Source organism: Streptomyces olivaceoviridis, assembly GCF_014650115.1.
Taxonomy (GTDB): Bacteria; Actinomycetota; Actinomycetes; order Streptomycetales; family Streptomycetaceae; genus Streptomyces; species Streptomyces olivaceoviridis.
Genome location: NZ_BMUI01000001.1, coordinates 317,120 through 343,512 on the forward strand (window position 1 = coordinate 317,120; position 26,393 = coordinate 343,512).

Genomic DNA, 26,393 nt, shown 5'->3' on the forward strand with positions numbered 1-26,393 from the left:
CCCGCTTACGAGACGGTCGGTGCCGGGGACGGCCCGGTCAGACCGCGCTCGGCCCGCCATCCGTCCACGATGGCGGCCTGGAGCCCGAACATCTCCGCCTTCTCGTCGGGCTCCTCGTGGTCGTACCCGAGCAGGTGCAGCACGCCATGGACGGTGAGCAGCTGGAGCTCCTCGTCCATGGAGTGCCGCGTCGGGGCTTCCGCCCCCTGCTTGGCGGCGACCTCCGGGCACAGCACGATGTCACCGAGCAGCCCCTGCGGCGGCTCGTCGTCGTCCTTGGACGGCGGGCGCAGCTCGTCCATCGGGAACGACATGACATCGGTGGGGCCCGGCAGGTCCATCCACTGGATGTGCAGCTGCTCCATGGCGTCGGCGTCCACGACGATCACCGAGAGCTCGGAGAGCGGGTGGATGCGCATCCGCGCGAGCGCGTAGCGGGCGATGTCGAGGATCGCCTGCTCGTCTACCTCGGTGCCGGACTCGTTGTTGACGTCGATCGACATGGTCGTGCTGGTCTACTTCCCCTTGGTGCCCTTGGCGCCGGACTTGCCACGGACGCCCTTGGGAGCGCCGTTCTCGGTGCCGTACTTGCTGTCGTACTTCTCGTACGCGTCGACGATACGGCCCACCAGCTTGTGCCGTACGACATCGTGGGAGGACAGCCGGGAGAAGTGGACGTCCTCGACGCCCTCCAGGATCTCCTGCACCTGCCTGAGGCCCGACTTCTGCCCGTTCGGCAGGTCGACCTGCGTCACGTCACCCGTGATCACGATCTTCGAGTCGAAGCCGAGGCGGGTGAGGAACATCTTCATCTGCTCGGGGCTCGTGTTCTGGGCCTCGTCCAGGATGATGAAGGCGTCGTTGAGCGTGCGACCGCGCATGTAGGCGAGCGGCGCGACCTCGATCGTCCCGGCCGCCATCAGCCGCGGGATCGAGTCCGGGTCGATCATGTCGTGCAGCGCGTCGTACAGCGGGCGCAGGTACGGGTCGATCTTCTCGTAGAGCGTGCCGGGCAGGAAGCCGAGCCGCTCGCCCGCCTCCACCGCCGGACGGGTCAGGATGATCCGGTTGACCTGCTTGGACTGGAGGGCCTGCACGGCCTTGGCCATGGCCAGGTAGGTCTTGCCGGTACCGGCGGGGCCGATGCCGAAGACGATCGTGTGCTTGTCGATCGCGTCGACGTACCGCTTCTGGTTGAGGGTCTTCGGCCGGATCGTACGGCCGCGCGAGGACAGGATGTTCTGCGTCAGTACCTCGGCCGGGGTCTCCAGGCCGTCGCTCGTCCCTGCCTCGCTCGCCTTCAGCATGGCGATCGAGCGTTCCACTGCGTCCTCCGTCATCGGCTGCCCGGTGCGGAGCACCAGCATCATCTCTTCGAACACGCGCGAGATGAGGGCGACGTCGACCGGGTCGCCGACCGCGCTGATCTCATTGCCCCGGACGTGGATGTCGGCCGCCGGGAAGGCCTTCTCGATCACGCGCAGGAGGGAGTCGCCGGAACCCAGCACGGTCACCATGGGGTGCTGGGCGGGGACGGTGAACTGCGCTCTCGCCTGCTCCTGCGCGGGGGTGTGAGCTGTGGGTGTCTGTGTCATGGGCCGGCTCTTAAGGCCTGCGGTTCCTCCTCGTCACGGCCGCGTAGCTGAGGGCGGCCTCGCACTGTCCAGGGTACGACGGGGGGCTGACAACACCGTAGGGCTTTTCATACGACCGTTTCCCGACGGGGGTCCGGAAGGCGGAGCCCCCTGGCGCGTCAGCCGGACCGGCGGAACCCGATGGTCGGCACGGCCCGCCGCAACGGCCACGGCCGGTCCAGTTCCTCCGGCACCAGGCCCTCAAGGAACTCGTACCGCCGAAGCGCCGCGTGCGACTGCCCCGGCAGGGACTGCACGCGCCGCCACCACGCCCCGATCTCCGACCACCCCGGCGCCGACAGCGACCCGCCGAACTCCTGCACCGACAGCGCGGCCGTGAGCCCGGCGAAGGCCAGCCGGTCGGCCAGCGGCCACCCCGCCAGGGACCCGGTCACGAAACCGGCGACGAACACGTCCCCCGCCCCGGTCGGATCCAGCGCCTCCACCTCGATCGCCGGTACCTCCGCCGTCTCCCCGGTCCGCCGGTCCACCGCGTAGGCGCCGTCGGAGCCCAGCGTGACCACGGCGACCGGCACGTACGCGGTCAGGGCGTGCGCGGCGAGCCGCGGACAGTCGGTGCCGGTGTACCGCTTGGCCTCCTCCGCGTTGGGCAGGAAGGCCTCGCAGTGCTCCAGGTCGGCCAGCCCGGACAGGTCCCACGCGCCCGTCTCGTCCCAGCCGACGTCGGCGAAGATGCGGGTGCCCGCGCGGGCGGCCTGCGCGATCCAGGGCGCGCTGCGGCCGGGCGTGAGGGAGGCTACGGCGGCCCGCGCCCGGGGCGGCGGGGCGGTGGCGCCCTCCTGGAGGAGCACGGCCTGTTCCGGCGGCTCGTGCCCGTGCGAGACCATGGTCCGCTCGCCCTCGTAGGCCATGGAGACGGTCACCGGCGAGTGCCAGCCGGGCACGGTCCGCGAGGCGGACAGGTCGATGCCCTCGCCGTGCTCCAGCGCGTCCCAGCAGTACTCGCCGTAGTGGTCGTCGCCGAAGGCCGCCGCGAGGGAGGTCCGCAGGCCGAGCCGGGCCAGGGCGGCGGCCATGTTGGCGACCCCGCCGGGGCTGGAGCCCATGCCCCGGGCCCAGGACTCGGTGCCGCGCACCGGCGCCGAGTCCAGGCCGGTGAAGACGATGTCGAGGAAGACCGTGCCGGTGAGGTGGACGTCCCAGGGCGGGTCACCGGGGGCGCGCAGCGCGGCCAGCGGATCGACCTGGATCTGGCAGCGCGCTGCCTGGGTGAGGTGTTCCGGTTCCTCTCCGGTGAAGATGTGCGACGGCGTCACGGTGCGCTCCCTGGCGTGGTGCGGTTCTGGCCAGTGTGCACCAGGTCACGCACCGGGATGCCGTGCGGCACCGGGTCACCAGCGGGGCATCGCCGGTGTCCGCCAGTCCGGTTCGGCCGTGCGCATCGCCGCCGCGTCGTCGCGGTCGCGCAGCGAACCGTCGTCCTCGGCCCACCGCCGGTGCAGCCGGGCCAGTTCGTCCCGGTCCAGTTCGACGCCGAGGCCCGGCGCGTCGGACACCGCGACCCGGCCGCCGACGAAGGCGATCCGTTCGGTGAGGACGTCCTCGGACTGCCAGGGGTAGTGGGAGTCGCAGGCGTGGTGGAGGTTGGGGACCGTGGCCGCCACCTGGGTCATCGCGGCGAGGCTGATGCCGAGATGGGTGTTGGAGTGCATGGACACCCCGACCCCGAAGGCGGCGCAGATCGCGGCGAGGTGCTGGGTGTTGCGCAGTCCGCCCCAGTAGTGGTGGTCGGAGAGGACGACCTGCACGGCACCCTTCGTGAACGCCTCCTCGATCTCGCCGAAGGTGGTGACGCACATGTTGGTGGCGAGCGGCACGTCCGTACCGCTCGCCACCCGGGCCATGCCGGGCGTGCCCAGCGTCGGGTCCTCCAGGTACTCCAGCACGTCGCCGAGTTCCTTCGCGACCTTCAGCGAAGTCTCCACCGACCAGGCGCCGTTGGGGTCGAGTCGCAGCGGGTGTCCGGGGAAGGCCGCGGCGAGGGCGCGGACGGCGGCGATCTCCTCGTCGGGCGGGAACACCCCGCCCTTGAGCTTGAACGAGCCGAAGCCGTACCGCTCCCGGAGCCGGCGCGCCTGTTCCACCACACCGGCCGGGTCTAGCGCGGCGCCCCACTCGTCCGGCTCGGCGGGGACCCCCGCCGGGTGCCGGTCCCACTTGTAGAAGAGGTAGGCGCTGTACTCGACCGCGTCCCGCACCTTGCCGCCGAGCAGCGCGTGCACGGGCAGGCCGAGCGCCTTGCCCTGGGCGTCGAGGCAGGCGACCTCGAAGGCGGACAGCACGGACAGCCGCAGTTTGTCGGCGGTCTGCACCCCGCGCAGCCCGCCCGCGTCCGCCTGGCCCTCGACCCGGGAGGCGTCCACGGCGAGGTCGATCCCGAACAGGCCGTTCACGTCCATGACCGACCGTCCGGGGAGCCGGTCGGCCAGCGGCCGGGCCAGCTCCAGGTACTTGGTGTCGCCGTAGGTCTCGCCGAGCCCGGTGGTCCCGTCGGCGGTGACGATCTCCACGATCAGCCGGGGGGTGTACGGCTGGTGCACGCCCTGGGTGTTGAGCAGCGGCGGGTCGGCGACCAGGATCGGCGTCAGCCGCACCTCGGCGATGGTCAGGTCACGGGTCACGGGCGGGCTCCTACGGGGTCGGATCCGGCGGCGAGGGAGTCTTCAGGCCGGCGAGGCCGGTGGGTGAGGAGTCGACCATCTCCCCTTGTGAATGACATCCACATATGAGAACAGAGGCTAGACTCTCCTACCCTCGCGCACCACCCTCAAACACAACCGTGGTCCGGATCACACCCGCCGGGCTTCTTCCGGAACCGCGTGCTTGATAGAACTTGCTCGCGCGTTCCTGTCCGTCGACGGGCGCAGCCCCTCCCCCTCCTTCCGAGCCGCACTTCTCGCCTGCCCCGGGAACGCCCGTGTCCGCCCCCCGCACCCAGCCCTGGCCCCTCGTCGCCCTGTTCACGGCCGGGTACCTCGCCCCCTACCTGCTGCCCACCACCGTCGGCAGACTCGACAGCGGACTCCCGCTCACCGCGACCCAGGCGGGGGCCATCGGCAGTGCCCTGCTGCTGAGTTCGGCGACCGCCGGCTTCCTGCTGGCCTCCCGGGTCGACCGGACCGGCCCCCGCGTCCTCGCCCGCGCCGGCCTCGCGCTCGCCGCCCTCGGCTACGGCGGCGCCGCCCTCACCGGCGCCGTACCGGCCGTCGTCGCGGGCGCGGTCGTCGGCGGCCTCGGCTCCGGCACGGTCACGGCGGTGGCCGCGAGCGGCATCGCCGGACAGCGTGACCCGCACCGGGTCACCACCCTCGGCCTGCTCGGCGTCTCCGCCCTCGCGGGCGCCCTGTACCTGACGATCCCTCACCTGAGCCCCGGCCACGGTCTCCCGTTCGCCGCCCTCGCGCTGACCGCGCTCGCCGTCTGGCCGCTCACCGGCCGCCTGTCCGGCCGTACCGCCCCGGCCCGCACGGCCGTCGGGTACGACCGCCTCCCCCACCCGCGCGCCGGCCTGCTGCTGGCCGCCGCGATGCCCTGCTGGTCCCTCGCCCAGAACGCCCTGTGGGGCGTCAGCGGCCGGATCGGCCTCGACCAGGCCCACCTCACCGAGGTCACCGTCGGCGCGGTCTTCGCGGTCGCGCTCGGCGCCGGGCTCCTCGGCGTGTTGGGCGCGGGCGCGCTCGGCCCGCGGCTGGGCCGGGCCCTGCCCATCGGCGCCGGCAGCGCCCTCATCGCGGGGTGCGTCGCGCTCAGCGCGGCGGCCACGGACCTGCCCGCGTTCGCGGCGGGCGAGATCGCCTGGAACCTGCTCTACCCGGTCGTGCTGTCCTACGTCATCGCCCTGGCCGCGTCCCTGGACCCGCGGGGCCGCTGGACGGTCCTGGTCGGCTCGGCGTCCTCGCTGGGCACGGCGGCGGGGCCGCTCGCGGGCAGTGTGCTGGCGGCCGGGGCGGGCTTCCCGGCGATGGGGCGGGTGCTCGGCGCCGGGCTGCTGCTGATCGCCGTACCGATGACGGCGGTGGCGCTGCGGACGGGCAGGCGCCCCCTGCCGGTCGCCGACATCCCGGTCGTCGAGGTCCCGGTCACCGAAGTCCCGGTCCTCGACATCCCGGTCCTCGACATCCCGGTCCTCGACATCCCGGTCGTCGAAGTCCCGGTGGAGACGCCCGCCGTACCCGTTCAGGGTGCCTACGAGACGGCGTCCCCGAACTCGTACGCGTCGACCTCGGCGAGATAGCGGGCCCTGCGCTCCTCGTCGTCCTCCAGGAACGAGGCGAGGAACGAGTTGCGGGCCAGTTCGCGCAGCCGGTCCCGCGACAGCCCCAGTGCCTCGTGCACGGCCGCGACGTTGTCGCCCGCGTACCCGCCGAAGTACGCGGGGTCGTCCGAGTTGACCGTGCACAGCAGGCCCGCGTCGAGCATGGCGGGCAGGGGATGGTCGGCGAGGGTGTCGACGGTCCGGAGCCGGACGTTGGACAGCGGGCACAGCGTGAGCGGAATCCGCTCCCGCACCAGCCGCTCGACCAGCGCGGGGTCCTCCATGCAGCGCAGGCCGTGGTCGACGCGCTCCACGCCGAGCACGTCCAGCGCCTCGGTGATGTACTCCGGCGGCCCCTCCTCGCCGGCGTGCGCGACCCGGCGCAGCCCGAGCGCGGCGGCGGCCTCGTACACCTCCCGGAACTTCACCGGAGGGTGCCCGACCTCCGCGGAGTCCAGGCCGACCCCGGTGATCCGGTCCAGGTACGGCTCCGCGGCCTGAAGGGTGGCCAACGCCGACTCGGCGGACTCGTCCCGCAGGAAGCACATGATCAGCCGGGTGGAGACGCCGTGGTCGGCCTCGCTGCTGCCGAGCGCCCGCCACAGCCCCTCCACGACCGTGCCCATGGCCACGCCCCGGGCCAGGTGGGCCTGCGGGTCGAAGAAGATCTCCGCGTGCCGCACGCCCTGCGCGGCGGCCCGCGCGAGGTAGGCGTTCGCCAGGTCGGCGAAGTCCTGCTCGGTGCGCAGGACGGCCATCAGCTCGTAGTAGAGGTCCAGGAAGGACTGGAGGTCCTCGAACCGGTAGGCCTCGCGGAGGGCGTCGGTGTCCTTGTACGGGAGGGTCACGCCGTTGCGGGCGGCCAGCTCGAAGGCCAGCTCCGGCTCCAGCGTGCCTTCGATGTGGAGGTGCAGTTCTGCTTTCGGGAGGGGCATCAAAGCATCGTACGGGTGTTTTACCGCCGTTTCGGAACCGGCACCCGCAGCAGGTCGTAGGCCACGGTCAGCTCCCCCGCGAACCCGGCCGCCCGCGCCTGCCGCTCGAACTCCCCCGGGTCGGTGTAGCGCTGGCTGAAGTGGGTGAGCACGAGGTGCCGCGCCCCGGCGTCCCGGGCCACGGCGGCGGCCTGCCCGGCCGTCAGGTGCCCGTGCTCGACGGCGAGTTCCACGTCCTCGTCGAGGAAGGTGGACTCGATGACGAGCAGGTCGCAGCCCTCCGCGAGCGCGTGCACGCCGTCGCAGAGCCGGGTGTCCATGACGAACGCGAACCGCTGCCCGCGCCGCACCTCGCTGACGTCCTCCAGCGTCACGTCCCCGAGCCGGCCCTCGCGCTGGAGACGGCCCACGTCGGGGCCCCTGACGCCGTGCGCGGCGAGTCGGTCGGGCAGCATGCGGCGGCCGTCGGGCTCGATCAGGCGGTAGCCGTAGGACTCGACCGGGTGCGAGAGCCTGCGGGCCTCCAGGGTGTACGACCGGGTCACCGCGAGGATGCCGTCTGCGGCGACCGGGGCCTCGGTGAGGCCGACGGTCTCACGGTAGGCGGTCGCGTAGCGCAGCCGGTCGAAGAAGCGCTGCCCCGAGCGCGGGTAGTGCGCGGTGACCTCGTGCGGCACCTGGTCGAGGTTGATCCGCTGGATGACCCCGGCGAGGCCGAGGGAGTGGTCACCGTGGAAGTGCGTGACGCAGATCCGGTTCAGGTCGTGGGCGGCGACCCCGGCGCGCAGCATCTGCCGCTGCGTGCCCTCGCCGGGGTCGAACAGGAGGCCCTCGTCGTCCCACCGCAGCAGGTAGCCGTTGTGGTTGCGGTGCCGGGTCGGGACCTGGCTGGCGGTGCCGAGGACCACCAGTTCACGGACGGACACGGCTGCCTATCCGGGCGGCCACTGGAGGCCACGGCCGCCGAGGACGTGGGCGTGGGCGTGCCAGACGGTCTGGCCCGCGCCGCTGCCCGTGTTGAAGACGAGGCGGTAGCTGTCGAGCTTCTCCTCGTCGGCGACGGCCTTGGTCTCGGCGAGCACGTCGGCCGCGATCCGCGGGGCGCCCGCGGCGAGCTCGGCCGCGTTCTCGTAGTGGGCCTTGGGGATCACCAGGATGTGGGTCGGAGCCTGCGGGTTTATGTCCCGGAAGGCTACGGTCGTCTCGGTCTCGCGGACGATCGTCGCCGGGATCTCGCCCGCGACGATCTTGCAGAACAGGCAGTCGTTCTGCGGCTCTCCGGCCATGGGTGTGCCTCCTGTGATCAATACGGTGGGCATCGTAGTCGGTCAGGTGGGCATGCCCGGCGGTGTTTTCGCGGGACTGCTCTCCAGCGCCTCCAGCGCGAGCCTGATCGCCTCGTCCAGTTGGGCATCGCGGCCCGCCGCCCAGTCCTGGGGCCTCTGGACGACCTCCACGTCCGGGTCCACCCCGTGGTTCTCCACGTCCCAGCCCACGCCCTCCAGCCACATCGCGTACTTCGGCTGGGTGACCAGGGTGCCGTCGAGCAGGTGGTAGCGGCTGTCGATGCCGATGACGCCGCCCCAGGTGCGGGTGCCGACGACCGGACCAATGCCCAGGGCCCTGATCGCCGCGTTGACGATGTCGCCGTCGGAGCCGGAGAACTCGTTGGCGACGGCGACGACCGGGCCGCGCGGGGCGTCCAGCGGATAGCTGGTGGGGCGCATGCCGCGCGGGAGGTCCCAGCCGATGATCCGGCGGGCCAGCTTCTCGACCACGAGCTGGGAGGTGTGGCCGCCCCGGTTCTCGCGGACGTCGACCACGAGGCCTTCGCGGGCCACCTCGACGCGCAGGTCGCGGTGGATCTGGGCCCAGCCGGGGGCCTGCATGTCCGGGACGTGGAGGTAGCCGAGCCGGCCCTCGGAGGCCGCGTGGACATGGGCGCGGCGATCGGCGACCCAGGCGTGGTAGCGCAGGGGTTCCTCGTCGGCGATGGGGACGACGACCGTGTGCCGGGGTTCCCCGCCGCCGGCCGGGGAGACGGTCAGCTCCACCGGGTGACCGGCCGTGCCGACGAGCAGCGGGCCCGGGCCCGCCACCGGGTCGACCTGGTGGCCGGCGACCGCGATGATCGCGTCACCGGGACGGACCGCGGCGCCGGGCGCGGCGAGCGGAGAGCGGGCCTCCGGGTCGGAGGTCTCCGACGGCAGGATGCGGTCGATGCGCCAGCTGCCGTCCTCGTGGCGGGAGATGTCCGCGCCCAGCAGGCCGTGCCGGGCGCGGCGGCCGGAACCGCCGCGCGGGATGACGTAGGCGTGCGAGGTGCCCAGTTCGCCGTGCACCTCCCAGAGCAGGTCGACCAGGTCGCTGTGGGTGGCGAGGCGGGCCAGGAGCGGGCGGTAGCGGGCGAGGACGCCGTTCCAGTCGGTGCCGCCGAGGTCGGGGCGCCAGAAGTGGTCGCGCATCAGGCGGCCGGTCTCGTCGTACATCTGCCGCCACTCGGCGGCCGGGTCGACGGTCTGCCGGACCCGGGCGAGGTCGACGGTGACGCTGGTGTCGCCGTCGTCGTCGGTGCCGGTTCGGCGGTCGCTCGGTACGACCCGGAGCCGGCCGTCGGCCCACAGCAGGACGCGTTTGCCGTCGCCGCTGACCTCGAAGTGGTCGGCGTCGGAGGCGAGGTGCTCCAGGCGGCGCTGGGCGAGGTCGTAGCGCTCCAGCTCGGTGTGCGGGTCGGGGTCCTCGGGGTGGGCGCGGGAGGCGCCGAGGACACCCTGCACGGGGTGGCGCAGCCAGAGGACGCCGTCCTTGGCGGCCCGGAGCGTGGAGTAGCGGCCGGCCTCGACCGGGAAGGGGACGATGCGGTCGGCCAGGCCCTCCAGGTCGACGCGGGTGGTCGGTGTGCCCTCGCCGTCGGGGGTCTCGTCCTTGTCGGAGGTCTCGAAGGGGCGGCCGTGGCGCTGCGGGCCGAACGGCGAGGGGGTGGTGGCGGCCAGCGTGATCAGGTGCGGGCGGGCGCCGACCACGAACGCGAGGTCGAAGACGTGCTCGTCGTAGACCGGGTCGAAGGCGCGGTTGGAGAGGAACGCGAGGTGTTTGCCGTCCAGGGTGAAGGCGGGCGCGTAGTCCTGGAAGCGCAGCGGGGTCGCCTCGGTCACCGACAGGTCGGTGGTGTGCGCGACGCGCAGCTGGGACAGCGGCCGGGGGCCGGGGTGGGACCAGGCGAGCCAGGCGGAGTCGGGGGAGAAGGCGAGGCCGGAGACCTCGCCGTCGTCGCTGCGGTCGACCTCGCGGACCTCGCCGGTCTCCCGCTCGACCATCAGCAGTCTGCCGTCGTGCGCGGCCACGGCGGCCCGGCTGCCGTCGGGTGCCATGGCCAGCTCCAGGACCCGGCCGAGCTGTCCGGCGGCGAGCCGGCGCGGCGGGGCGCCGGGCACGGTGCCGGTCGCGGGCGCGAACTCCAGGGCGTCGTCGCCCTCGGCGTCCGTCACCCACACCACCCACTCCTCGCCGTCGGCGCGGAAGACGCGCGGCGCCCGGGCGCGCACGCCGGGGGTGGCGGCCAGGGCGCGGGCGGGGCCGGAGCGGTGGGTGACCCAGTGGATGCCGCCGCGCACGCAGACGGCGCTGCCGCGCGCGGTGTGGTCGGGGGCCGCCTCGCCGAACCAGCGGGAGGCGTTGACGGGGTACGGCCGCAGATCGACGCGGGGTCCGCCGAGCCGTACGTCCAGTCGGCGCGGCTCGGCGCCCTCCAGGTCGTCCAGCAGCCAGAGTTCGCCGGCCGAGCTGTAGACGACGCGGGTGCCGTCACCGGCCGCGTGGCGGGCGTAAAAGCTGTCGAGCGGTGTGTGCCGGCGCAGGTCGGAGCCGTCGGCGAGGGAGGAGTAGAGCGCGCCGGTGCCCTCGTGGTCGGAGAGGAAGGCGATGCGGTCTCCGGCCCAGACCGGGCACTCGATGTTCCCGTCGAGGTCCTCGTGCAGCCGGACGAACTCGCCGCTGCCGTCCCGGTCGATCCACAACTTGCCCGCCGTGCCGCCCCGGTAGCGCTTCCAGTGCGCGGCCTCACGGCCCATCGGCGCGGACAGCAGCACGGTGGCCGGGCCGAGGGCCACATCGCCGACGGGGCCGTACGGCAGGGTCTCGGCGGGTCCGCCGTCCAGCGGGACGGCGTGCGCCCAGGTGTGCCGGAAGCTGTGCCGGCCCTGCGCGCCCAGCGCGAGCACCCGCCCGTCCGGGGTCCAGCCGCGCACCTCGGTACGGCTGTTGCCCCAGTACGTCAGCCGCTCGGCGGGACCCCCGTCGACCGGGGCGACGTGCACCTCGGGGGCGCCGTCCCGGGTGGAGGTCCAGGCGAGGTGCCGGCCGTCCGGCGATATCCGGGGCCGGCTCACCGGCATGTTGTCGGCACTGACCCGCCAGGCCCGGCCGCCGTCGATCGGCGCGAGCCAGACGTCGTCCTCGGCGACGAAGGTCACCAAGTCGCCGTGCGGATGGGGGAATCGGAGATAGGCGGAGTCTGCCGTGGTTCCCGTCGAAGCACCCTGAGTCACGCCGTCACTCTACGCAGCGACGGGTGCGCCCGCTCCCGGTTTCGGATCACTTGCCCGGCACGGGCCAGACGGTACGGGTGACGGTCACGGTCGGCCGTCCCCCGGTGGGCGGCCGGTACGTCGGGACGGGCGGGGCGGAGCAGTTGCCGAGCCCGTTGACGCGGAACACCTGTCTGCCGTCGACCTTGGCGGTCAGGTCCCCGCGCACACAGGCACCGTCGACGGCCCTGGTCACCAGCCCGGTGACGACGATCTTCCGCCTGTCGTCCGTCTCACCCTGGCAGTCGACGGAGACGACGGTGGTCTCGCTCGGCGCGGGCGAGCCACCGCGCGCGCCGCCGTCATCGCGGTAACCGCCGGTGCACGTGAGCCAGCTGACGTTCACGTGCCGGTGCTCCAGCGCCGCGGTCGCGGTCTGATCGGTGGTGTAGGCGACGGTCGCCGACCCGAGCCCTCCACCGGGCTGACAGGCCACGACGGCCCCGCCGCCCACCACGACGAGTCCCGCCACGGCCACCACTCGCGCCCGACGCCGTATCCGCCTCGAATCCCCCATACAGGGCAGCGTGCCACCGGCCCCCACCGCGGGGAAGCCCGGATACGGCCACTCACCCGTTCGGGGGGAAGCGCCCGAAGGGGCGCGGGGACCCGCGCCCGGCCACCACCGCGCGGCAGACGAAGGACGGCGGACGGTGGCGCGGCGCTCCGGCGGAGCGGACGTCAGCCGCGCAGCAGCAGCCACTCCTGGAGCTCGACCAGGTTGCCCTCCGGGTCCTTGAGGTGGGCCACGCGCATCCGGTCGGTCATGGGGGCCGGCCCGTGCAGCAGGGCCGCGCCCCGGGCGGTGATCTCCGCGCAGTAGGCGTCGAGGTCGTCGACGCGCAGGACGACCAGGGACCGGTGGCCGGTGGCGGTGTCGCCCAGCTCGGCCAGGAGCCCGGCCATCATCGCGCGGTCCTGGAGCGCGATCCCGGCGGAACCGGCGTGCGGGCTGAACTTCTCGTACGGCCCCTCCGCCGCGCCGGACTGCGGCCTGAGGCCGAGGACGTCGGCGTAGAAGCGGTAGCAGGCGGCGAAGTCGGTGACCAGGAGCCGGACTTGGGCGAGTTCCACGGTGTCCCCAGGGGGTCAGGACCAGCGGCCGGTGCGGCCCAGCAGCAGCGCCGCGGCGGCGGTGCCGGCGGTGGAGGTGCGCAGGACGGTGGGGCCGAGGACACAGGCCTTCGCGCCCGCCTCCTCGAAGAGCGCCAACTCGTCCCGTGACACACCGCCTTCGGGACCCACGACCAGGACGATCTCGCCCTCGGCGGGGAGTTCGGCGGTGGCCAGGGGCTCGCTGACGTGGTCGAAGTCGGAGTGGAGCACGGCGGCGAAGTCCGCCGCGCCGAGCAGCGCGGCGACCTGCTTGGTGGCCGCCAGGTCCGCGACCTCCGGGAAGCGCAGCCGACGGGACTGCTTGCCGGCCTCCCGCGCGGTGGCACGCCACTTGGCGAGCGCCTTCGCCCCCCGCTCGCCCTTCCACTGGGTGATGCAGCGCGCGGCCTGCCAGGGCACGATCGCGTCGACGCCGGTCTCCGTCATCGTCTCCACGGCGAGCTCGCCGCGGTCGCCCTTGGGCAGGGCCTGGACGACGGTGATACGGGGGCTGGGCTCGGGCTCCACCGGGAACTCGAACGGCTCGACCACCAGGTGGTCCTTCCCCGACACGCTGACGACGACCCCGGCCGCGCCCCGGCCCCTGCCGTCGGTGAGCACCACGTTCTCGCCCGGCTGCAACCGCCGTACGGAGACCGCGTGCCGTCCTTCCGGGCCCTGGACGTCGACGACCGAGCCGGGGCCCACGCCCTCCAGCGAGTCGACGACGAACACCGGCGCGGTCATCGGGGACCACCCCCGGCCGACAACGCTGTCCGGGCCTCGGCGAGTTCGGCCGCCAGCACCTCCACCAGCCGGCCCGCGGGCAGGTCCCGGGCCATCCGGTGTCCTTGCCCGGCCCACATCGCCATGCCCTGCGCGTCCTCGGCCTTGGCGGCGGCCTTGCGCAACGGCGCGGTGAGGTGGTTGACCTCGGGGTAGGCGGCGGGGGCGTACCGGCCGTGCTCGCGCAGGAAGCGGTTGACCAGCGCGCGGGCCGGGCGGCCGGTGAAGGCGCGGGTCAGCTCGGTGCGCGGGAACAGCGGGTCGGTCAGCGCCCGCTTGTGCAGGGGGTGCGCGCCGGACTCGTGGGCGGCGACGAACGCGGTGCCCAGCTGGGCCGCGCCGGCGCCCGCCGCGAGGGCCGCGGCGATCTGGCCGCCGCGCATGATGCCGCCGGCGGCGACGACCGGGATACGCACGGCCTCCCGGACCTGCGCGACCAGCGACAGCAGGCCGACGCCGGCGACGTCGTTCTCCGGGAGGTCACGGTGGGTGCCCTGGTGTCCGCCGGCCTCCACGCCCTGCGCGATCACCGCGTCGGCCCCGGCCCGCTCGACCGCGCGGGCCTCCTCCGCGGTGGTGGCGGTGACCAGGGTGAAGGTGCCGACGCGGTGGAGCTTGTCGAACACCTCGCGGCGCGGCACGCCGAAGTGGAAGGAGACCACCGGCACCGGGTCGTCGAGCAGGACGGCGAGCTTGGCGTCGTAGCCGTCGTCCCGGCCGCTGTCCGGGTCGCCCAGCTCGGTCTCGTACCAGGCGGCCTCGCCGGCCAGCTGGTGCGCGTAGAGGTCGACGGCCCCGGACTCCGCGTGCTCGGGCTGCGGCACGAAGAGGTTCACGCCGAAGGGGCGGCTCGTGAGCCCGCGCAGCTGCTTGATCTCCTGGTACATGCCGTCGGCGGTCTTGTACCCGGCGGCGAGGAACCCGAGGCCGCCGGCCTCGCAGACGGCGGCGGCGAGCTGTGGGACGGAGACACCGCCCGCCATGGGAGCCTGCACGATCGGGTGGGGGAAGAGATCGGTCAGCGCGGAGGACATGACCGCATGTTGTCACGTCCTCCGGACAAGTCCGAATCCGGGCATCCCCCGGCACATGCCAACGACGTACGGGGTACCGAAGCACCCCGTACGTCACAGATCAGCGCCCGTTGAACGCGTCCTTCAACCGTGAGAACAGCCCCTGCTGCCCCGGCTGGAACTGGCCCTGCGGCCGTTCCTCGCCGCGCAGTTTGGCCAGCTCGCGCAGCAGCCGCTCCTGCTCCGGGTCCAGCTTGGTCGGCGTGGTCACCTCGACGTGCACGATCAGGTCACCCCGGCCGCCGCCGCGCAGGTGCGTGACACCCCGGCCGTGCAGCGGGATCGACTGGCCGGACTGGGTGCCGGGCCGGATGTCGACCTCCTCCAGGCCGTCCAGCGTCTCCAGCGGCACCTTCGTGCCGAGGGCCGCCGCCGTCATCGGGATCGTGACCGTGCAGTGCAGGTCGTCGCCGCGCCGCTGGAACGTCGGGTGCGGCAGCTCGTGGATCTCGACGTACAGGTCGCCGGCCGGGCCGCCGCCGGGGCCGACCTCGCCCTCACCGGCGAGCTGGATCCGCGTGCCGTTGTCGACACCGGCCGGGATCTTCACGGTCAGCGTCCGGCGCGAGCGCACCCGGCCGTCGCCGGCGCACTCCGGGCACGGGGTGGGGACGACCGTGCCGAAGCCCTGGCACTGCGGGCACGGCCGCGAGGTCATGACCTGGCCCAGGAAGGACCGGGTGACCTGGGAGACCTCACCCCGGCCGCGGCACATGTCACACGTCTGGGCGGACGTGCCGGGCGCCGCGCCCTCGCCGTTGCAGGTGTTGCAGACGACGGCCGTGTCGACCTGGATGTCCTTGGTCGTCCCGAAGGCCGCCTCGTCCAGCTCGACCTCGATCCGGATCATCGCGTCCTGGCCGCGCCGGGTGCGCGAGCGCGGCCCGCGCTGCGACGCCGTACCGAAGAACGCGTCCATGATGTCGGAGAAGTTGCCGAAGCCGCCGGCCCCGAAGCCGCCCGCGCCCGCGCCGCCCGACTGGGAGAGCGGGTCGCCGCCGAGGTCGTAGACCTGCTTCTTCTGCGGGTCCGACAGCACCTCGTAAGCGGCGTTGATCTCCTTGAACCGCTCCTGGGTCTTCGGGTCCGGGTTGACGTCCGGGTGCAGCTCGCGAGCGAGCCGGCGGAACGCCTTCTTGATCTCATCCTGCGACGCGTCGCGGCGCACGCCGAGAACGGCGTAGTAGTCCGTGGCCACTTACGACTCCGCCAGGATCTGTCCGACGTACCGTGCCACTGCGCGTACCGCTCCCATCGTTCCCGGGTAGTCCATGCGGGTCGGTCCGACCACGCCGAGCTTGGCAACCGCCTCGCCGCCCGAACCGTAGCCGACCGACACGACGGAGGTGGAGTTGAGTCCCTCATGGGCGTTCTCGTGGCCGATGCGCACGGTCACGCCCGGATCCTTCGCCTCGCCGAGGAGCTTGAGGAGCACGACCTGCTCCTCCAGAGCCTCCAGGACGGGCCGGATCGTGAGGGGGAAGTCATGTCCGAAGCGGGTCAGATTGGCGGTGCCGCCGATCATCAGCCGCTCCTCGTTCTCCTCCACGAGTGTCTCCAGAAGAGTGGAGAGCACCGTGGAGACCGTACCGCGGTCCTCCGGATCGAAGGCGTCCGGGAGGTCCTCGACCAGCTTCGGCACGTCCGCGAACCGGCGGCCGGCGACCCGGCTGTTGAGCCGCGCCCGCAGATCCGCCAGCGAGGCCTCGCCGAACGGCGCCGGGCAGTCGACCATCCGCTGCTCGACCCGGCCGGTGTCCGTGATCAGCACGAGCATCACGCGCGCGGGAGCCAGCGACAGCAGCTCCACGTGCCGGACCGTGGACCGGGTCAGGGACGGGTACTGCACGACGGCGACCTGCCGGGTGAGCTGCGCGAGCAGCCGCACGGTCCGCGCCACGACGTCGTCGAGGTCGACGGCGCCCTCCAGGAAGTTCTGGATCGCCCGCCGCTCCGGCGCGGTCATCGGCTTCACGCCCGCGAGCTTGTCCACGAACAGCCGGTAGCCCTTGTCGGTGGGGATCCGCCCCGCGCTGGTGTGCGGCTGGGCGATGTACCCCTCGTCCTCCAGGGCCGCCATGTCGTTGCGGACGGTCGCCGGGGAGACGCCGAGGTTGTGCCGCTCGGTGAGCGCCTTGGAACCGACCGGCTCCTCGGTGCCCACGTAGTCCTGGACGATGGCGCGCAGTACCTGAAGCCTGCGTTCACTCAGCATTCGCGCGCACCTCCAGCACGTCGTCCCCTCGTCCGTTCGGGTTCGCCCCTTTGGCACTCTTCCCGTGCGAGTGCCAGCGTTCCCCGGCCCAGTGTACGGCTGCCGGGTACACCCTGGGCAAGGTCGGGCCGCCGTACCGGCTCGTACCGCTAGCGTCGCGGGTATGACCGTGACTTGGGAAGAGCTGGGGTGGGAGCGGCTGGCCGCGGGGGTGGGCCGGTGCCGGCTGCCGGGCTGGGACTGCACGGCGGGGCTGGTCCTCGGGGAGGGTACGGCACTGCTCGTGGACGCCGGTTCGAGCCTCACGGAGGGGGTCCGGCTGCGCGGCCAGGCCGAGGAGCTCGCGGGCGGCCGTGTGACCCATCTCGCGCTCACCCATCCCCACTTCGACCACGTCTTCGGCGCCGCCGTGTTCGCCGGGGCGGAGGTGTACGGGGCGGTGGGCCTGGACGCGGTGTTCGCGTACGAGCGCGCGGACCTGCGGCTGGACGCGGTCCGCAACGGGCTGCCGGTGGCCGACGCCGACGAGGCGGTGGACGCGCTGACCCCGCCCCGCCACGCGGTCTCCGGCGAGTGGACGCTGGACCTCGGCGACGGCCGCCAGGCGCTGCTGGCCAACGTGGGCCCCGGCCACACGGCGCACGACCTGGCCGTGCTGGTGCCGGGCGATCCCGAGGTGGTGTTCTGCGGCGACCTGGTGGAGGAGTCCGGCGAGCCCCAGGCGGGCCCCGACGCGGTCCCGTCCCGCTGGCCGGACGCGCTGGACCGGCTGCTGGCGCTCGGCGGCGAGGACGCTCTGTACGTGCCCGGTCACGGCGCGGTGGTGGACGCGGGGTTCGTCCGCCGCCAACGGGACGCCCTGGCAACGCGGTTCGGCGTGATCTGAGCGGCTCTTCCCGGCGGATTCCGGCGTGTCGTACGCCTCGGCGCACGGCTTCTCCTATCGTCATCCGAATGCGCCAGTACTCTGCCGACCTGACCCCACCCTGGAAGAAGCAGAAGTCCGTCCCCGAGGTCCCGGCCGAGCCCGGTCTGGTGGTGGAGGAGCCCGGCACCGGGTTCTGCGGCGCGGTGATCCGCTGCGAGGCGGGCACGGTGACCCTGGAGGACCGCTTCGGCAAGCACCGGGTGTTCCCGCTGGAGCCGCGCGGCTTCCTGCTGGAGGGCCGCGTGGTGACGCTCGTCCGCCCCGCCCCCTCGGCCCCGGTACGTCCCACCCGCACGGCGTCCGGCTCGGTCGCCGTCCCCCAGGCACGCGCGCGCGTGGCCCGCGCCGGACGCATCTACGTGGAGGGCCGGCACGACGCCGAGCTGGTCGAGAAGGTGTGGGGCGACGACCTGCGGATCGAGGGCGTGGTCGTGGAGTACCTGGAGGGCGTGGACGACCTCCCGTCGATCGTGGAGTCCTTCGCCCCGGGCCCGGACGCGCGGCTGGGCGTCCTGGTGGACCATCTGGTGCCGGGGACGAAGGAGTGGCGGATCGCGGAGTCGGTGACGAGCGAGTACGCGCTGGTCGTCGGCCACCCGTTCATCGACGTCTGGCAGGCGGTGAAGCCGGCGTCGCTGGGCATCGAGGCGTGGCCGGCGGTGCCGAAGGGCCAGGACTGGAAGACGGGCGTGTGCCGGGCGCTCGGCTGGCCGTCGGAGAACACCGGCGCGGTGTGGCAGGCGATCCTGAAGCGGGTGGGGTCCTACAAGGACCTGGAGCCGGAGCTGCTGGGGCGCGTGGAGGAGCTGATCGACTTCGTCACGGGTAGCGGTGGGGCCTGATGTCGGGCAACGTTCCGAACTCGCCGGTGTCGAGTTCGAGCCCGAGAGCGTCCAACGGGACCGGATCCCCGAACTTGACGATCTCCTGGCTGAGATAGTCGGCGTCCTCCCCCTGGCCCGCCGGCTTCGTCAGCAGAACGCAGTGGGCCATGATCGGGTCGACGATGAGGTACGCGGGGATCTTCCCCGCGGCGTAGATCGAGCGCTTGACCACGTAATCCTGGTGGACGCTGTACTTGGAGACGACCTCCAGCACCATGGTGATCAGTCGGCTGGGCAACAGCCGCCCGGAGCCGGGCAGCACTTCGGGCGAGAGAACCACGAGGTCCGGCACCGGCTCGCTGGATTCACCGGCGATGTCGACGTCCTGTGTCTGAAGGGGGTACCACCGCTCAAGGGGCATCTGCCGCTGCGTGTGCAGCACGATCAGGTTGTGCACCAGATCAGAGCCGGCCCTCATCACGATGACTCCTCGGAGAAGCTCAGCCTTGACACCCTCGGGAGGCTCGAACTCGTCGAGGTACTTGGCCATTCCACGCTCGTCCACAGCGGTCATCTCCGTGGCCTCCACATCCGCCGCGTCCTGTCGACGGCAGCCCAGGAACCAGGTTAGGGACCGAACCGGCGTTCCGGGGGGATTCACCCGCCGGGGTGATCAGTCCACCAGGTCCCGCACCACCGCGTCCGCCAGCAGCCGCCCCCGCAGGGTCAGCGCGGCCCGCCCCTCCTGGTACGGCCCCTCCTGGAGAAGCCCGTCCGCCAGGGCGCGCCGGGACGCCGCGAGCCCCTCCTCCTTCAGCAGGGACAGCGGGACCCCTTCCCGCAGCCGCAGTTCCAGGAGGACGCGCTCCACGCGCCGGTCCTCGTCGGACAGCAGCTCCCGGCCCGCGCCCGGCGACCTGCCCGACGCCAGCGCCGCCGCGTACGCGCCCGGGTGCTTGACGTTCCACCAGCGCACCCCGCCCACGTGCGAGTGGGCCCCGGGTCCCGCGCCCCACCAGTCGGCGCCCCGCCAGTACAGCTCGTTGTGCAGGCAGCGGCCCGCCTCGGAGGTGGCCCAGTTGGAGACCTCGTACCAGTCGAAGCCCGCCTGGCCGAGCATCTCCTCGGCGATCAGGTACCGGTCGGCGTGGACGTCGTCGTCGGTCATCGGGATCTCGCCCCGGCGGATGCGGCGGGCGAGCTGGGTGCCCTCCTCCACGATGAGCGCGTAGGCGCTGATGTGGTCGGGTCCGGCGCCCAGGGCGGCCTCCAGGGACGCCCGCCAGTCGTCGTCGCTCTCCCCCGGCGTGCCGTAGATCAGGTCGAGGTTCACGTGCTCGAAGCCCGCCGCCCTGGCCTCCGCCACGCACGCCTCCGGACGGCCCGGGGTGTGCGTCCGGTCGAGCACGCGCAGCACGTGCCGCTTCGCGCTCTGCATGCCGAAGGAGATCCGGTTGAAGCCGCCCTCGCGGAGGGTGGCGAGGTACGCGGGGTCGACGGACTCCGGGTTCGCCTCCGTCGTGATCTCCGCGTCCGGTGCCAGCCCGAACTCGTCCCGGATGGCCCCCAGCATCCGTACGAGATCGTCGGCGGCCAGCAGCGTCGGCGTACCGCCGCCGACGAAGACCGTACGGACCTCGCGCGGGTCGTCGCCCAGCACCTTCCGGGCCAGCCGGATCTCGTCGGTCAGCGTGTCCGCGTAGTTGTCGCGGGAGGCCAGCACCCCGCCCGTGCCGCGCAGCTCGGTCGCGGTGTAGGTGTTGAAGTCGCAGTAGCCGCAGCGGGTCGCGCAGTACGGGACGTGCAGGTAGAAACCGAGCGGGCGGGCGGCGGCCCCGGCGAGCGCGTGCGCGGGCAGCGCGCCGTCGGCGGGGACGGGCTCGCCGTCGGGGAGTGCGGAAGGCATGCCTTCCATTGTCCAGCACCGCGGACGTTACTCCGCCTGGAGCACCAGCAGGGCCAGGTCGTCCTCGGGCAGGCCGCCGCCGAAGTCGTGGACCAGGCGGCGGATCCTTTCAGCGATGAGCTCGGCACCGAGCCCGGCGCAGCCGGACAGGGCGCGGGCGAGGCCGTCGCCGTCGTCGAACTGGCGGGTGCCGGAGCGCCGCTCGGTCACGCCGTCGGTGACGCACAGCAGGCTGTCGCCGGGGCGCAGGTCCAGGGTCTCGCTGGTGTAGGTCTCGTCCTCGACCACACCGAGCAGGGTCTGCGGGCGGGCGGCGGTGCGCACGGTGCCGTCGGGGCTGAGGACGAGCGGCAGCGGATGGCCGGCGGAGGCGAGGGTGCAGCGGACCCCGCCGTCGTACGGGGTCAGCTCGCCGTAGAGGAGGGAGAGGAAGCGGGTCTGCGGGCCCTCACCGGTGGCCAGCGGCCGTCCGCCGACGGCGACCAGGGCGCGGGCGGCGGCGTCGGCGGCCTCGGTGGCGTCGTCCAGGAGGAGCTGGTTGAGGCGGTCCAGGACGTCCGCGACCCGGTAGCCCTCACGGGCCAGCAGGCGCAGCCAGGGGCGGGCGAGGCCGATCACCACGGCGGCCTCCGGGCCCTTGCCCTGGACGTCGCCGACCGCGAAGCACCAGCGGCCGTCGCCCGCCGGGAACAGGTCGTAGAAGTCGCCGCTGGGGCCGCCCTTGTCACAGGGCTCGTAGACCAGCGCGCTGCGCACGCCGGGGATCTCGGCGACGGCGCCGGGCAGCAGGCCGCGCTGGAGGACGGCGCTGATGGTGGCCTGGCGGGCGTACTGGCGGGCCGCGCCGATGGCCAGGGCCACCCTGCGGCTGAGGTCCTCCACCAGCCCGGTGATCTCGTCCGGGAAGCCCGTCGGCCCGCACCGGCCGATGACCAGCGTGCCGAGCGGCCGGCCGCCCGCGATGAGCCGGTACGACAGCGCCGTCCCGTCGGCGCCCTGCGGGCCGAGCGCGTGGCCGGGCCAGGGGTAGGGGTCGGGGCCGGAGCGCAGCCCGCCCGGCGGGCACGGCGGCTCCTTCTCCAGGGCGCACCGCAGCTCCTCGATGCGGGCCTCGCTGGCGTGCCAGACCCGGGCGGGTCCGCCGCCGGCACCGCCGCGGACGGTCGCCTCGTCCTCCAGCCAGACCGCGCACCAGTCGGCGAGCCGGGGCACGATCAGCTGGCCGGTGAGCGCGGCGACCAGGTTCTCGTCCAGTTGTCCGGCGAGCAGGTCGGAGGCCTCGGCGAGGAAGGACAGGGCGCCCCGGCCGAGCCAGTCCCGGTCGCCGTCGGCGCGGTGCGGCTGCGGGGCGAGGTCCTCGGCGACCTCCAGGGCGGGGTCGGGGCCGGGTCCGTCCAGGGCCTCGCTGCCGCCCGGTGGCAGGCGCGCCCAGACGGTCTTGGCGCCGGTGCGGTAGGTCACGCCCCAGGACTCGGCGAGCGTGGCGACGAGGCGCAGGCCGTGCCCGTACTCGGGGGTGTCGTACGGCCCCTCGCCGCTCGTGGCGTCCCGCGGGGCGCGGGACGGGTGCTGGTCGCGCACCTCGACGACGAGCGCGCCGGTGTCCTCCAGCTGCCACTCGACCTGCACCTCGGTGCCGGCGTGCACGACGGCGTTGGTGACCAGCTCGCTGACGACGGCCATGGCGTCGTCGGCGAGCCGAGCGCAGACCCCGGGCATCCCGTCCAGCGCGGCCCGCACGAGCGCGCGGGCCGAGCCCGGAGCGAGGGGGCTCCCGGGCAGCGTGGCCCGCCCCCGCGTCTCACCGGGCTGGACGCCGCTCTCCCGTTGCGTGGGTATGGCCGCCATATCCATGCGGTCAGGGTGACAGACGGGGGGCGCCCATAAGCACTGAGTCACGGAAGTGGCCAGAAGACGGTACGTTTCGGGCGCGGGCGAGCATGAAAAGGTGCGCGGGACCGCGTGTCTGTGCGGCTCCGCCCGTGGGCGCGAACCACCACGCCGCACTCGCGGCCGCGGGCAGTCCCGAGCCACCCCTCCGGGACCGCGCTACGCCTCCTTGGCCCCCGCGTACATGTCGTCGATGAGGTGCTTGTACTCCCGCTCCACCACCGGTCGCTTCAGCTTCAGGCTCGGCGTGATCTCCCCGTGCTCCACATCGAGGTCCCGCGGCAGCAGGCGGAACTTCTTGATGGTCTGCCAGCGCTGGAGGCCGGCGTTGAGCTCCCGCACGTACCCGTCGACCATCTCCACCGTCTGCGGCGCGGCGACGACCTCGGCGTACGACTTCCCCTCCAGCCCGTTCTCCTTCGCCCACTCCTGGATCGCGATCTCGTCCAGGGCGATGAGGGCGGTGCAGTAGTTCCGGTCGGCGCCGTGCACGAGGATGTTGGAGACGTACGGGCACACCGCCTTGAACTGCCCCTCCACCTCCGCCGGGGCGACGTACTTGCCGCCGGACGTCTTGATGAGGTCCTTCTTGCGGTCGGTGATGCGCAGGTAGCCGTCGGGCGACAGCTCGCCGATGTCCCCGGTGTGGAACCAGCCGTCGGACTCCAGCACCTCGGCGGTCTTCTCGGGCAACTTGTGGTAGCCCTCCATGACGCCGGGGCCGCGCAGCAGGATCTCGCCGTCGTCGGCGATGCGGACCTCGGTGCCGGGCAGCGGCTTGCCGACCGTGCCCGTGCGGTAGGCCTCGCCGGGGTTGACGAAGGAGGCCGCGGAGGTCTCGGTGAGGCCGTAGCCCTCCAGGATGTGGATGCCGGCGCCGGCGAAGAAGTAGCCGATCTCCGGGGAGAGCGCGGAGGCGCCGGAGACACAGGCCCGCAGCCGGCCGCCGAAGGCCTCGCGGAGCTTGCCGTAGACGAGGCCGTCGGCGACCTTGTGCTTGGCGGCGAGCCCGAACGGCACGGAGGCGGTGCCGGTGCGCCGGAAGTTGTCCTGGCTGGCCTTGGCGTACTCGCGGGCGACCTCGGCCGCCCACTGGAAGATCTTGTACTTGGCCGCGCCGCCCTCGCGGGCCTTGGCCGCGACGCCGTTGTAGACCTTCTCGAAGATGCGCGGCACGGCCGCCATGTACGTCGGCCGCACCACCGGCAGGTTCTCGATGATCTTGTCGACCCGGCCGTCCACGGCGGTGACGTGGCCGACCTCGATCTGTCCGGAGGTGAGCACCTTGCCGAAGACGTGCGCGAGCGGCAGCCACAGGTACTGCACGTCGTCCATGGTCACCAGGCCGGTCGCGGCGATGGCCTTCGCCATGTAGGCCCAGTTGTCGTGCGGCAGCCGCACGCCCTTGGGGCGGCCGGTGGTGCCGGAGGTGTAGATGAGGGTGGCGAGCTGGTCCTTGGTGATCGCGCCGACCCGCTCCTTGATCAACTGGGGGTGCTGCTCCAGATAGGCGGCGCCGCGCTGCTCCAGATCGGCGAGGGTGATCACCCAGTCGTCCGTCTCCACGCCGGCCGCGTCGATGACGACGACCTTCGTCAGGTCCGGCAGCTCGGCGCGCTTCTCGACGGCCTTGGCGAGCTGGGCCGCGTCCTCGGCGATCAGCACCCGGCTCTGGGAGTCGGAGAGGATGAACGCGGACTCGTCGCCGTTGGTCTGCGGATAGACGGTGGTGGTGGCACCGCCGGCGCACATGATGCCGAGGTCGGCGAGGATCCACTCGACGCGGGTGGAGGAGGCGAGCGCCACCCGCTGCTCGGGCTCGACGCCCAGGTCGATGAGCCCGGCCGCGATCGCGTACACCCGGTCGGCCGCCTGCGCCCAGCTGAGCGACTGCCAGTCGTCGGGGCCCTGCCCGGCGGACGGCGGGACGGGGTAGCGGTAGGCCTCGGCGTCGGGTGTCGCCGCCACGCGCTCCAGGAAGAGGGCCGCCACGGACGGCGGACGGTTCTCGATCAGGGTCTGTGTGTCGCTCACGACATCCTCCGGGGCCCGCGACGGTGCGGCTGACTCGGTGCGGCTGGGTTGACTCACGTGACTCGGTGCGGCTGGGTTAACTCACGATGGGGGTTCCGGGCTTGTTTAACTCACGAGTAACTATCGAGCAGGGATCAGGGTAAGGGGCGACCGCCCGCCGCGTAAGGGGCCTCGGCCTGTCACTTTCCACTCAGAGCGACGGTACGCACGCGTAGGGGCCCGCCGCACTTTCGCACGACGGGCCCCACATGCCCGGTTTACGGGCGTCACCAGTTGTTACCTCTGGCTACTTCTTGCCCTTGGCCGACCCCGCACTGTCATCGCTGGACAGCACGGCGATGAAGGCCTCCTGCGGAACTTCCACGGAACCCACCATCTTCATCCGCTTCTTGCCTTCCTTCTGCTTCTCCAGCAGCTTCCGCTTACGGGAGATGTCACCGCCGTAGCACTTGGCGAGGACGTCCTTGCGGATGGCGCGGATGGTCTCGCGGGCGATCACCCGGGAGCCGATGGCGGCCTGCACCGGCACCTCGAAGTTCTGCCGCGGGATCAGTTCCTTGAGCTTGGCGACGAGCCGCACGCCGTACGCGTACGCCTGGTCCTTGTGGGTGATCGCCGAGAACGCGTCCACCTTGTCGCCGTGCAGCAGGATGTCGACCTTGACGAGGCTGCTCGACTGCTCGCCCGTGGGCTCGTAGTCCAGCGAGGCGTACCCGCGCGTCTTGGACTTCAGCTGGTCGAAGAAGTCGAAGACGATCTCCGCGAGCGGGAGCGTGTAGCGGATCTCGACCCGGTCCTCGGAGAGGTAGTCCATGCCAAGCAGCGTGCCGCGCCTGGTCTGGCACAGCTCCATGATCGCACCGATGAACTCGGTGGGCGCCAGGATCGTCGCCCGCACGACCGGCTCGTACACCTCGGCGATCTTCCCCTCGGGGAACTCGCTCGGGTTGGTGACGGTGGCCTCGGTGCCGTCCTCCATGATCACGCGGTAGACCACGTTGGGGGCGGTGGCGATCAGGTCGAGGCCGAACTCCCGCTCCAGCCGCTCCCGGATCACGTCCAGGTGCAGCAGGCCGAGGAAGCCGACGCGGAAACCGAAGCCGAGGGCGGCGGAGGTCTCCGGCTCGTAGACCAGCGCCGCGTCGTTGAGCTGGAGCTTGTCCAGCGCCTCGCGCAGCTCCGGGTAGTCGGAGCCGTCCAGCGGATACAGACCCGAGAAGACCATCGGCTTCGGGTCCTTGTAACCGCCGAGCGCCTCCGTCGCACCCTTGTGCTGGCTGGTGACGGTGTCACCGACCTTGGACTGCCGGACGTCCTTCACGCCGGTGATGAGGTAACCCACCTCACCCACGCCCAGGCCGTCCGCCGGCAGCATCTCCGGCGAGTTGACGCCGATCTCCAGCAGCTCGTGCGTGGCGCCGGTCGACATCATCCTGATGCGCTCGCGCTTGTTGAGCTGGCCGTCGATGACACGGACGTACGTCACGACACCCCGGTAGGAGTCGTAGACCGAGTCGAAGATCATCGCGCGGGCGGGCGCGTCGGCGACCCCGACCGGCGCCGGGATCTCCTTGACGACCTTGTTCAGCAGCGCGTCCACGCCGAGCCCGGTCTTCGCGGAGACCTTGAGCACGTCCTCCGGGTCACAGCCGACCAGGTTCGCCAGCTCCTCGGCGAACTTCTCCGGCTGGGCGGCCGGCAGGTCGATCTTGTTCAGCACCGGGATGATCGTGAGGTCGTTCTCCATCGCCAGGTACAGGTTGGCGAGGGTCTGCGCCTCGATGCCCTGGGCGGCGTCGACGAGGAGGATGGTCCCCTCGCAGGCGGCGAGCGACCGCGAGACCTCGTAGGTGAAGTCGACGTGCCCCGGGGTGTCGATCATGTTGAGGATGTGGGTCGTTCCCTGGTCGGGGCCCTCGGTCGGGGCCCAGGGCAGACGCACCGCCTGGGACTTGATCGTGATGCCGCGCTCGCGCTCGATGTCCATCCGGTCGAGGTACTGAGCACGCATCTGCCGCTGCTCGACCACACCGGTCAGCTGGAGCATCCGGTCGGCGAGAGTGGACTTGCCGTGGTCGATGTGCGCGATGATGCAGAAATTGCGGATCAGAGCCGGGGCGGTACGGCTCGGCTCGGGCACATGGTTAGGGGTCGCGGGCACGCAGGGTCCTGTCTCTTGAGGCGCCTTATGCCTCGGGTCGGATCGTTACG

22 protein-coding genes are annotated in these 26,393 nt (G+C 72.5%); 3 read left to right on the forward strand and 19 right to left on the reverse strand.

The window, feature by feature from the left end:
* Nucleotides 1-5: 5 nt before the first annotated feature.
* The 4 genes from ybeY to IE273_RS01475 all read right to left on the reverse strand — a co-directional run bounded on the left by ybeY (nt 6) and on the right by IE273_RS01475 (nt 4,276).
* The gene (gene ybeY / locus IE273_RS01460) at nt 6-503 is read right to left on the reverse strand and encodes an rRNA maturation RNase YbeY (RefSeq protein WP_132783526.1); all 498 of its coding nucleotides are present in this window, start codon (nt 501-503) and stop codon (nt 6-8) included.
* Nucleotides 504-515: 12 nt separating this feature from the next.
* A complete protein-coding gene (locus IE273_RS01465; protein ID WP_051009688.1) occupies nt 516-1,595 on the reverse strand; it encodes a PhoH family protein in 1,080 nt (359 codons plus the stop codon).
* A 158-nt stretch (nt 1,596-1,753) separates the two neighbouring features.
* Nucleotides 1,754-2,911, reverse strand: a complete 1,158-nt coding sequence (locus IE273_RS01470) for a carbohydrate kinase family protein (RefSeq protein ID WP_373309274.1) — start codon at nt 2,909-2,911, stop codon at nt 1,754-1,756.
* 75 nt (nt 2,912-2,986) lie between these two features.
* Nucleotides 2,987-4,276 carry a glucarate dehydratase family protein gene (locus tag IE273_RS01475; protein WP_189813280.1) on the reverse strand — a complete coding sequence of 430 codons (1,290 nt, stop codon included), beginning with the start codon at nt 4,274-4,276 and terminating at the stop codon, nt 2,987-2,989.
* A 296-nt stretch (nt 4,277-4,572) separates the two neighbouring features.
* Between IE273_RS01475 and IE273_RS01480 the strand changes: the two genes are divergently transcribed.
* The gene (locus IE273_RS01480) at nt 4,573-5,889 is read left to right on the forward strand and encodes an MFS transporter (protein ID WP_189813281.1); all 1,317 of its coding nucleotides are present in this window, start codon (nt 4,573-4,575) and stop codon (nt 5,887-5,889) included.
* Here the strand turns inward: IE273_RS01480 and IE273_RS01485 are convergent.
* The 10 genes from IE273_RS01485 to hrcA all read right to left on the reverse strand — a co-directional run bounded on the left by IE273_RS01485 (nt 5,841) and on the right by hrcA (nt 16,600).
* Nucleotides 5,841-6,845: an adenosine deaminase gene (locus IE273_RS01485; protein ID WP_189813282.1), complete on the reverse strand. Its 1,005-nt coding sequence runs from the start codon at nt 6,843-6,845 to the stop codon at nt 5,841-5,843. The genes IE273_RS01480 and IE273_RS01485 overlap by 49 nt on opposite strands.
* Nucleotides 6,846-6,865: 20 nt before the next feature.
* Nucleotides 6,866-7,771: a ribonuclease Z gene (locus IE273_RS01490; RefSeq protein ID WP_189813283.1), complete on the reverse strand. Its 906-nt coding sequence runs from the start codon at nt 7,769-7,771 to the stop codon at nt 6,866-6,868.
* 6 nt (nt 7,772-7,777) lie between these two features.
* Entirely contained in the window at nt 7,778-8,131 is a 354-nt protein-coding gene (locus tag IE273_RS01495) for a histidine triad nucleotide-binding protein (protein WP_014672641.1), read from the reverse strand.
* Between the two features lie 42 nt (nt 8,132-8,173).
* Complete coding sequence (locus IE273_RS01500; protein ID WP_189813284.1) at nt 8,174-11,392, reverse strand: S41 family peptidase; 3,219 nt, start codon at nt 11,390-11,392, stop codon at nt 8,174-8,176.
* Nucleotides 11,393-11,438: 46 nt separating this feature from the next.
* The gene (locus IE273_RS01505; protein ID WP_229887035.1) at nt 11,439-11,948 is read right to left on the reverse strand and encodes a hypothetical protein; all 510 of its coding nucleotides are present in this window, start codon (nt 11,946-11,948) and stop codon (nt 11,439-11,441) included.
* Nucleotides 11,949-12,112: 164 nt separating this feature from the next.
* Nucleotides 12,113-12,505, reverse strand: coding sequence for a VOC family protein (locus tag IE273_RS01510; RefSeq protein ID WP_189813285.1), 393 nt, complete (start codon nt 12,503-12,505; stop codon nt 12,113-12,115).
* Between the two features lie 15 nt (nt 12,506-12,520).
* Entirely contained in the window at nt 12,521-13,273 is a 753-nt protein-coding gene (locus tag IE273_RS01515) for a 16S rRNA (uracil(1498)-N(3))-methyltransferase (protein WP_189813286.1), read from the reverse strand.
* The gene (locus IE273_RS01520) at nt 13,270-14,346 is read right to left on the reverse strand and encodes a nitronate monooxygenase (RefSeq protein ID WP_189813287.1); all 1,077 of its coding nucleotides are present in this window, start codon (nt 14,344-14,346) and stop codon (nt 13,270-13,272) included. Before IE273_RS01520 ends, IE273_RS01515 begins: the two co-directional genes overlap by 4 nt.
* 100 nt (nt 14,347-14,446) lie before the next feature.
* Complete coding sequence (gene dnaJ / locus IE273_RS01525) at nt 14,447-15,583, reverse strand: molecular chaperone DnaJ (RefSeq protein WP_030653759.1); 1,137 nt, start codon at nt 15,581-15,583, stop codon at nt 14,447-14,449.
* Complete coding sequence (gene hrcA, locus IE273_RS01530; protein WP_189813288.1) at nt 15,584-16,600, reverse strand: heat-inducible transcriptional repressor HrcA; 1,017 nt, start codon at nt 16,598-16,600, stop codon at nt 15,584-15,586. It abuts the gene before it with no gap.
* A gap of 163 nt (nt 16,601-16,763) precedes the next feature.
* Between hrcA and IE273_RS01535 the strand changes: the two genes are divergently transcribed.
* The gene (locus IE273_RS01535; RefSeq protein WP_189813289.1) at nt 16,764-17,486 is read left to right on the forward strand and encodes an MBL fold metallo-hydrolase; all 723 of its coding nucleotides are present in this window, start codon (nt 16,764-16,766) and stop codon (nt 17,484-17,486) included.
* Between the two features lie 68 nt (nt 17,487-17,554).
* A complete protein-coding gene (locus tag IE273_RS01540; protein ID WP_189813290.1) occupies nt 17,555-18,370 on the forward strand; it encodes a DUF3097 domain-containing protein in 816 nt (271 codons plus the stop codon).
* Here IE273_RS01540 and IE273_RS01545 read toward each other — a convergent pair.
* From IE273_RS01545 to lepA, 5 genes are all read right to left on the reverse strand, one after another.
* Nucleotides 18,348-18,926, reverse strand: coding sequence for a Uma2 family endonuclease (locus IE273_RS01545; RefSeq protein WP_189813291.1), 579 nt, complete (start codon nt 18,924-18,926; stop codon nt 18,348-18,350). The two genes, IE273_RS01540 and IE273_RS01545, sit on opposite strands and share 23 nt — an antisense overlap.
* A 99-nt stretch (nt 18,927-19,025) precedes the next feature.
* Nucleotides 19,026-20,258, reverse strand: a complete 1,233-nt coding sequence (hemW, locus tag IE273_RS01550) for a radical SAM family heme chaperone HemW (protein WP_189813292.1) — start codon at nt 20,256-20,258, stop codon at nt 19,026-19,028.
* Between the two features lie 27 nt (nt 20,259-20,285).
* Nucleotides 20,286-22,106 (reverse strand): SpoIIE family protein phosphatase, encoded by a 1,821-nt coding sequence (locus IE273_RS01555; RefSeq protein WP_229887057.1) that lies wholly within the window; start codon nt 22,104-22,106, stop codon nt 20,286-20,288.
* A gap of 201 nt (nt 22,107-22,307) precedes the next feature.
* On the reverse strand, nt 22,308-24,182 hold the full coding sequence (locus tag IE273_RS01560; protein WP_189813293.1) for an AMP-dependent synthetase/ligase: 1,875 nt from the start codon (nt 24,180-24,182) through the stop codon (nt 22,308-22,310).
* A 286-nt stretch (nt 24,183-24,468) separates the two neighbouring features.
* Entirely contained in the window at nt 24,469-26,343 is a 1,875-nt protein-coding gene (gene lepA, locus IE273_RS01565; protein ID WP_189813294.1) for a translation elongation factor 4, read from the reverse strand.
* Nucleotides 26,344-26,393: the final 50 nt, after the last annotated feature.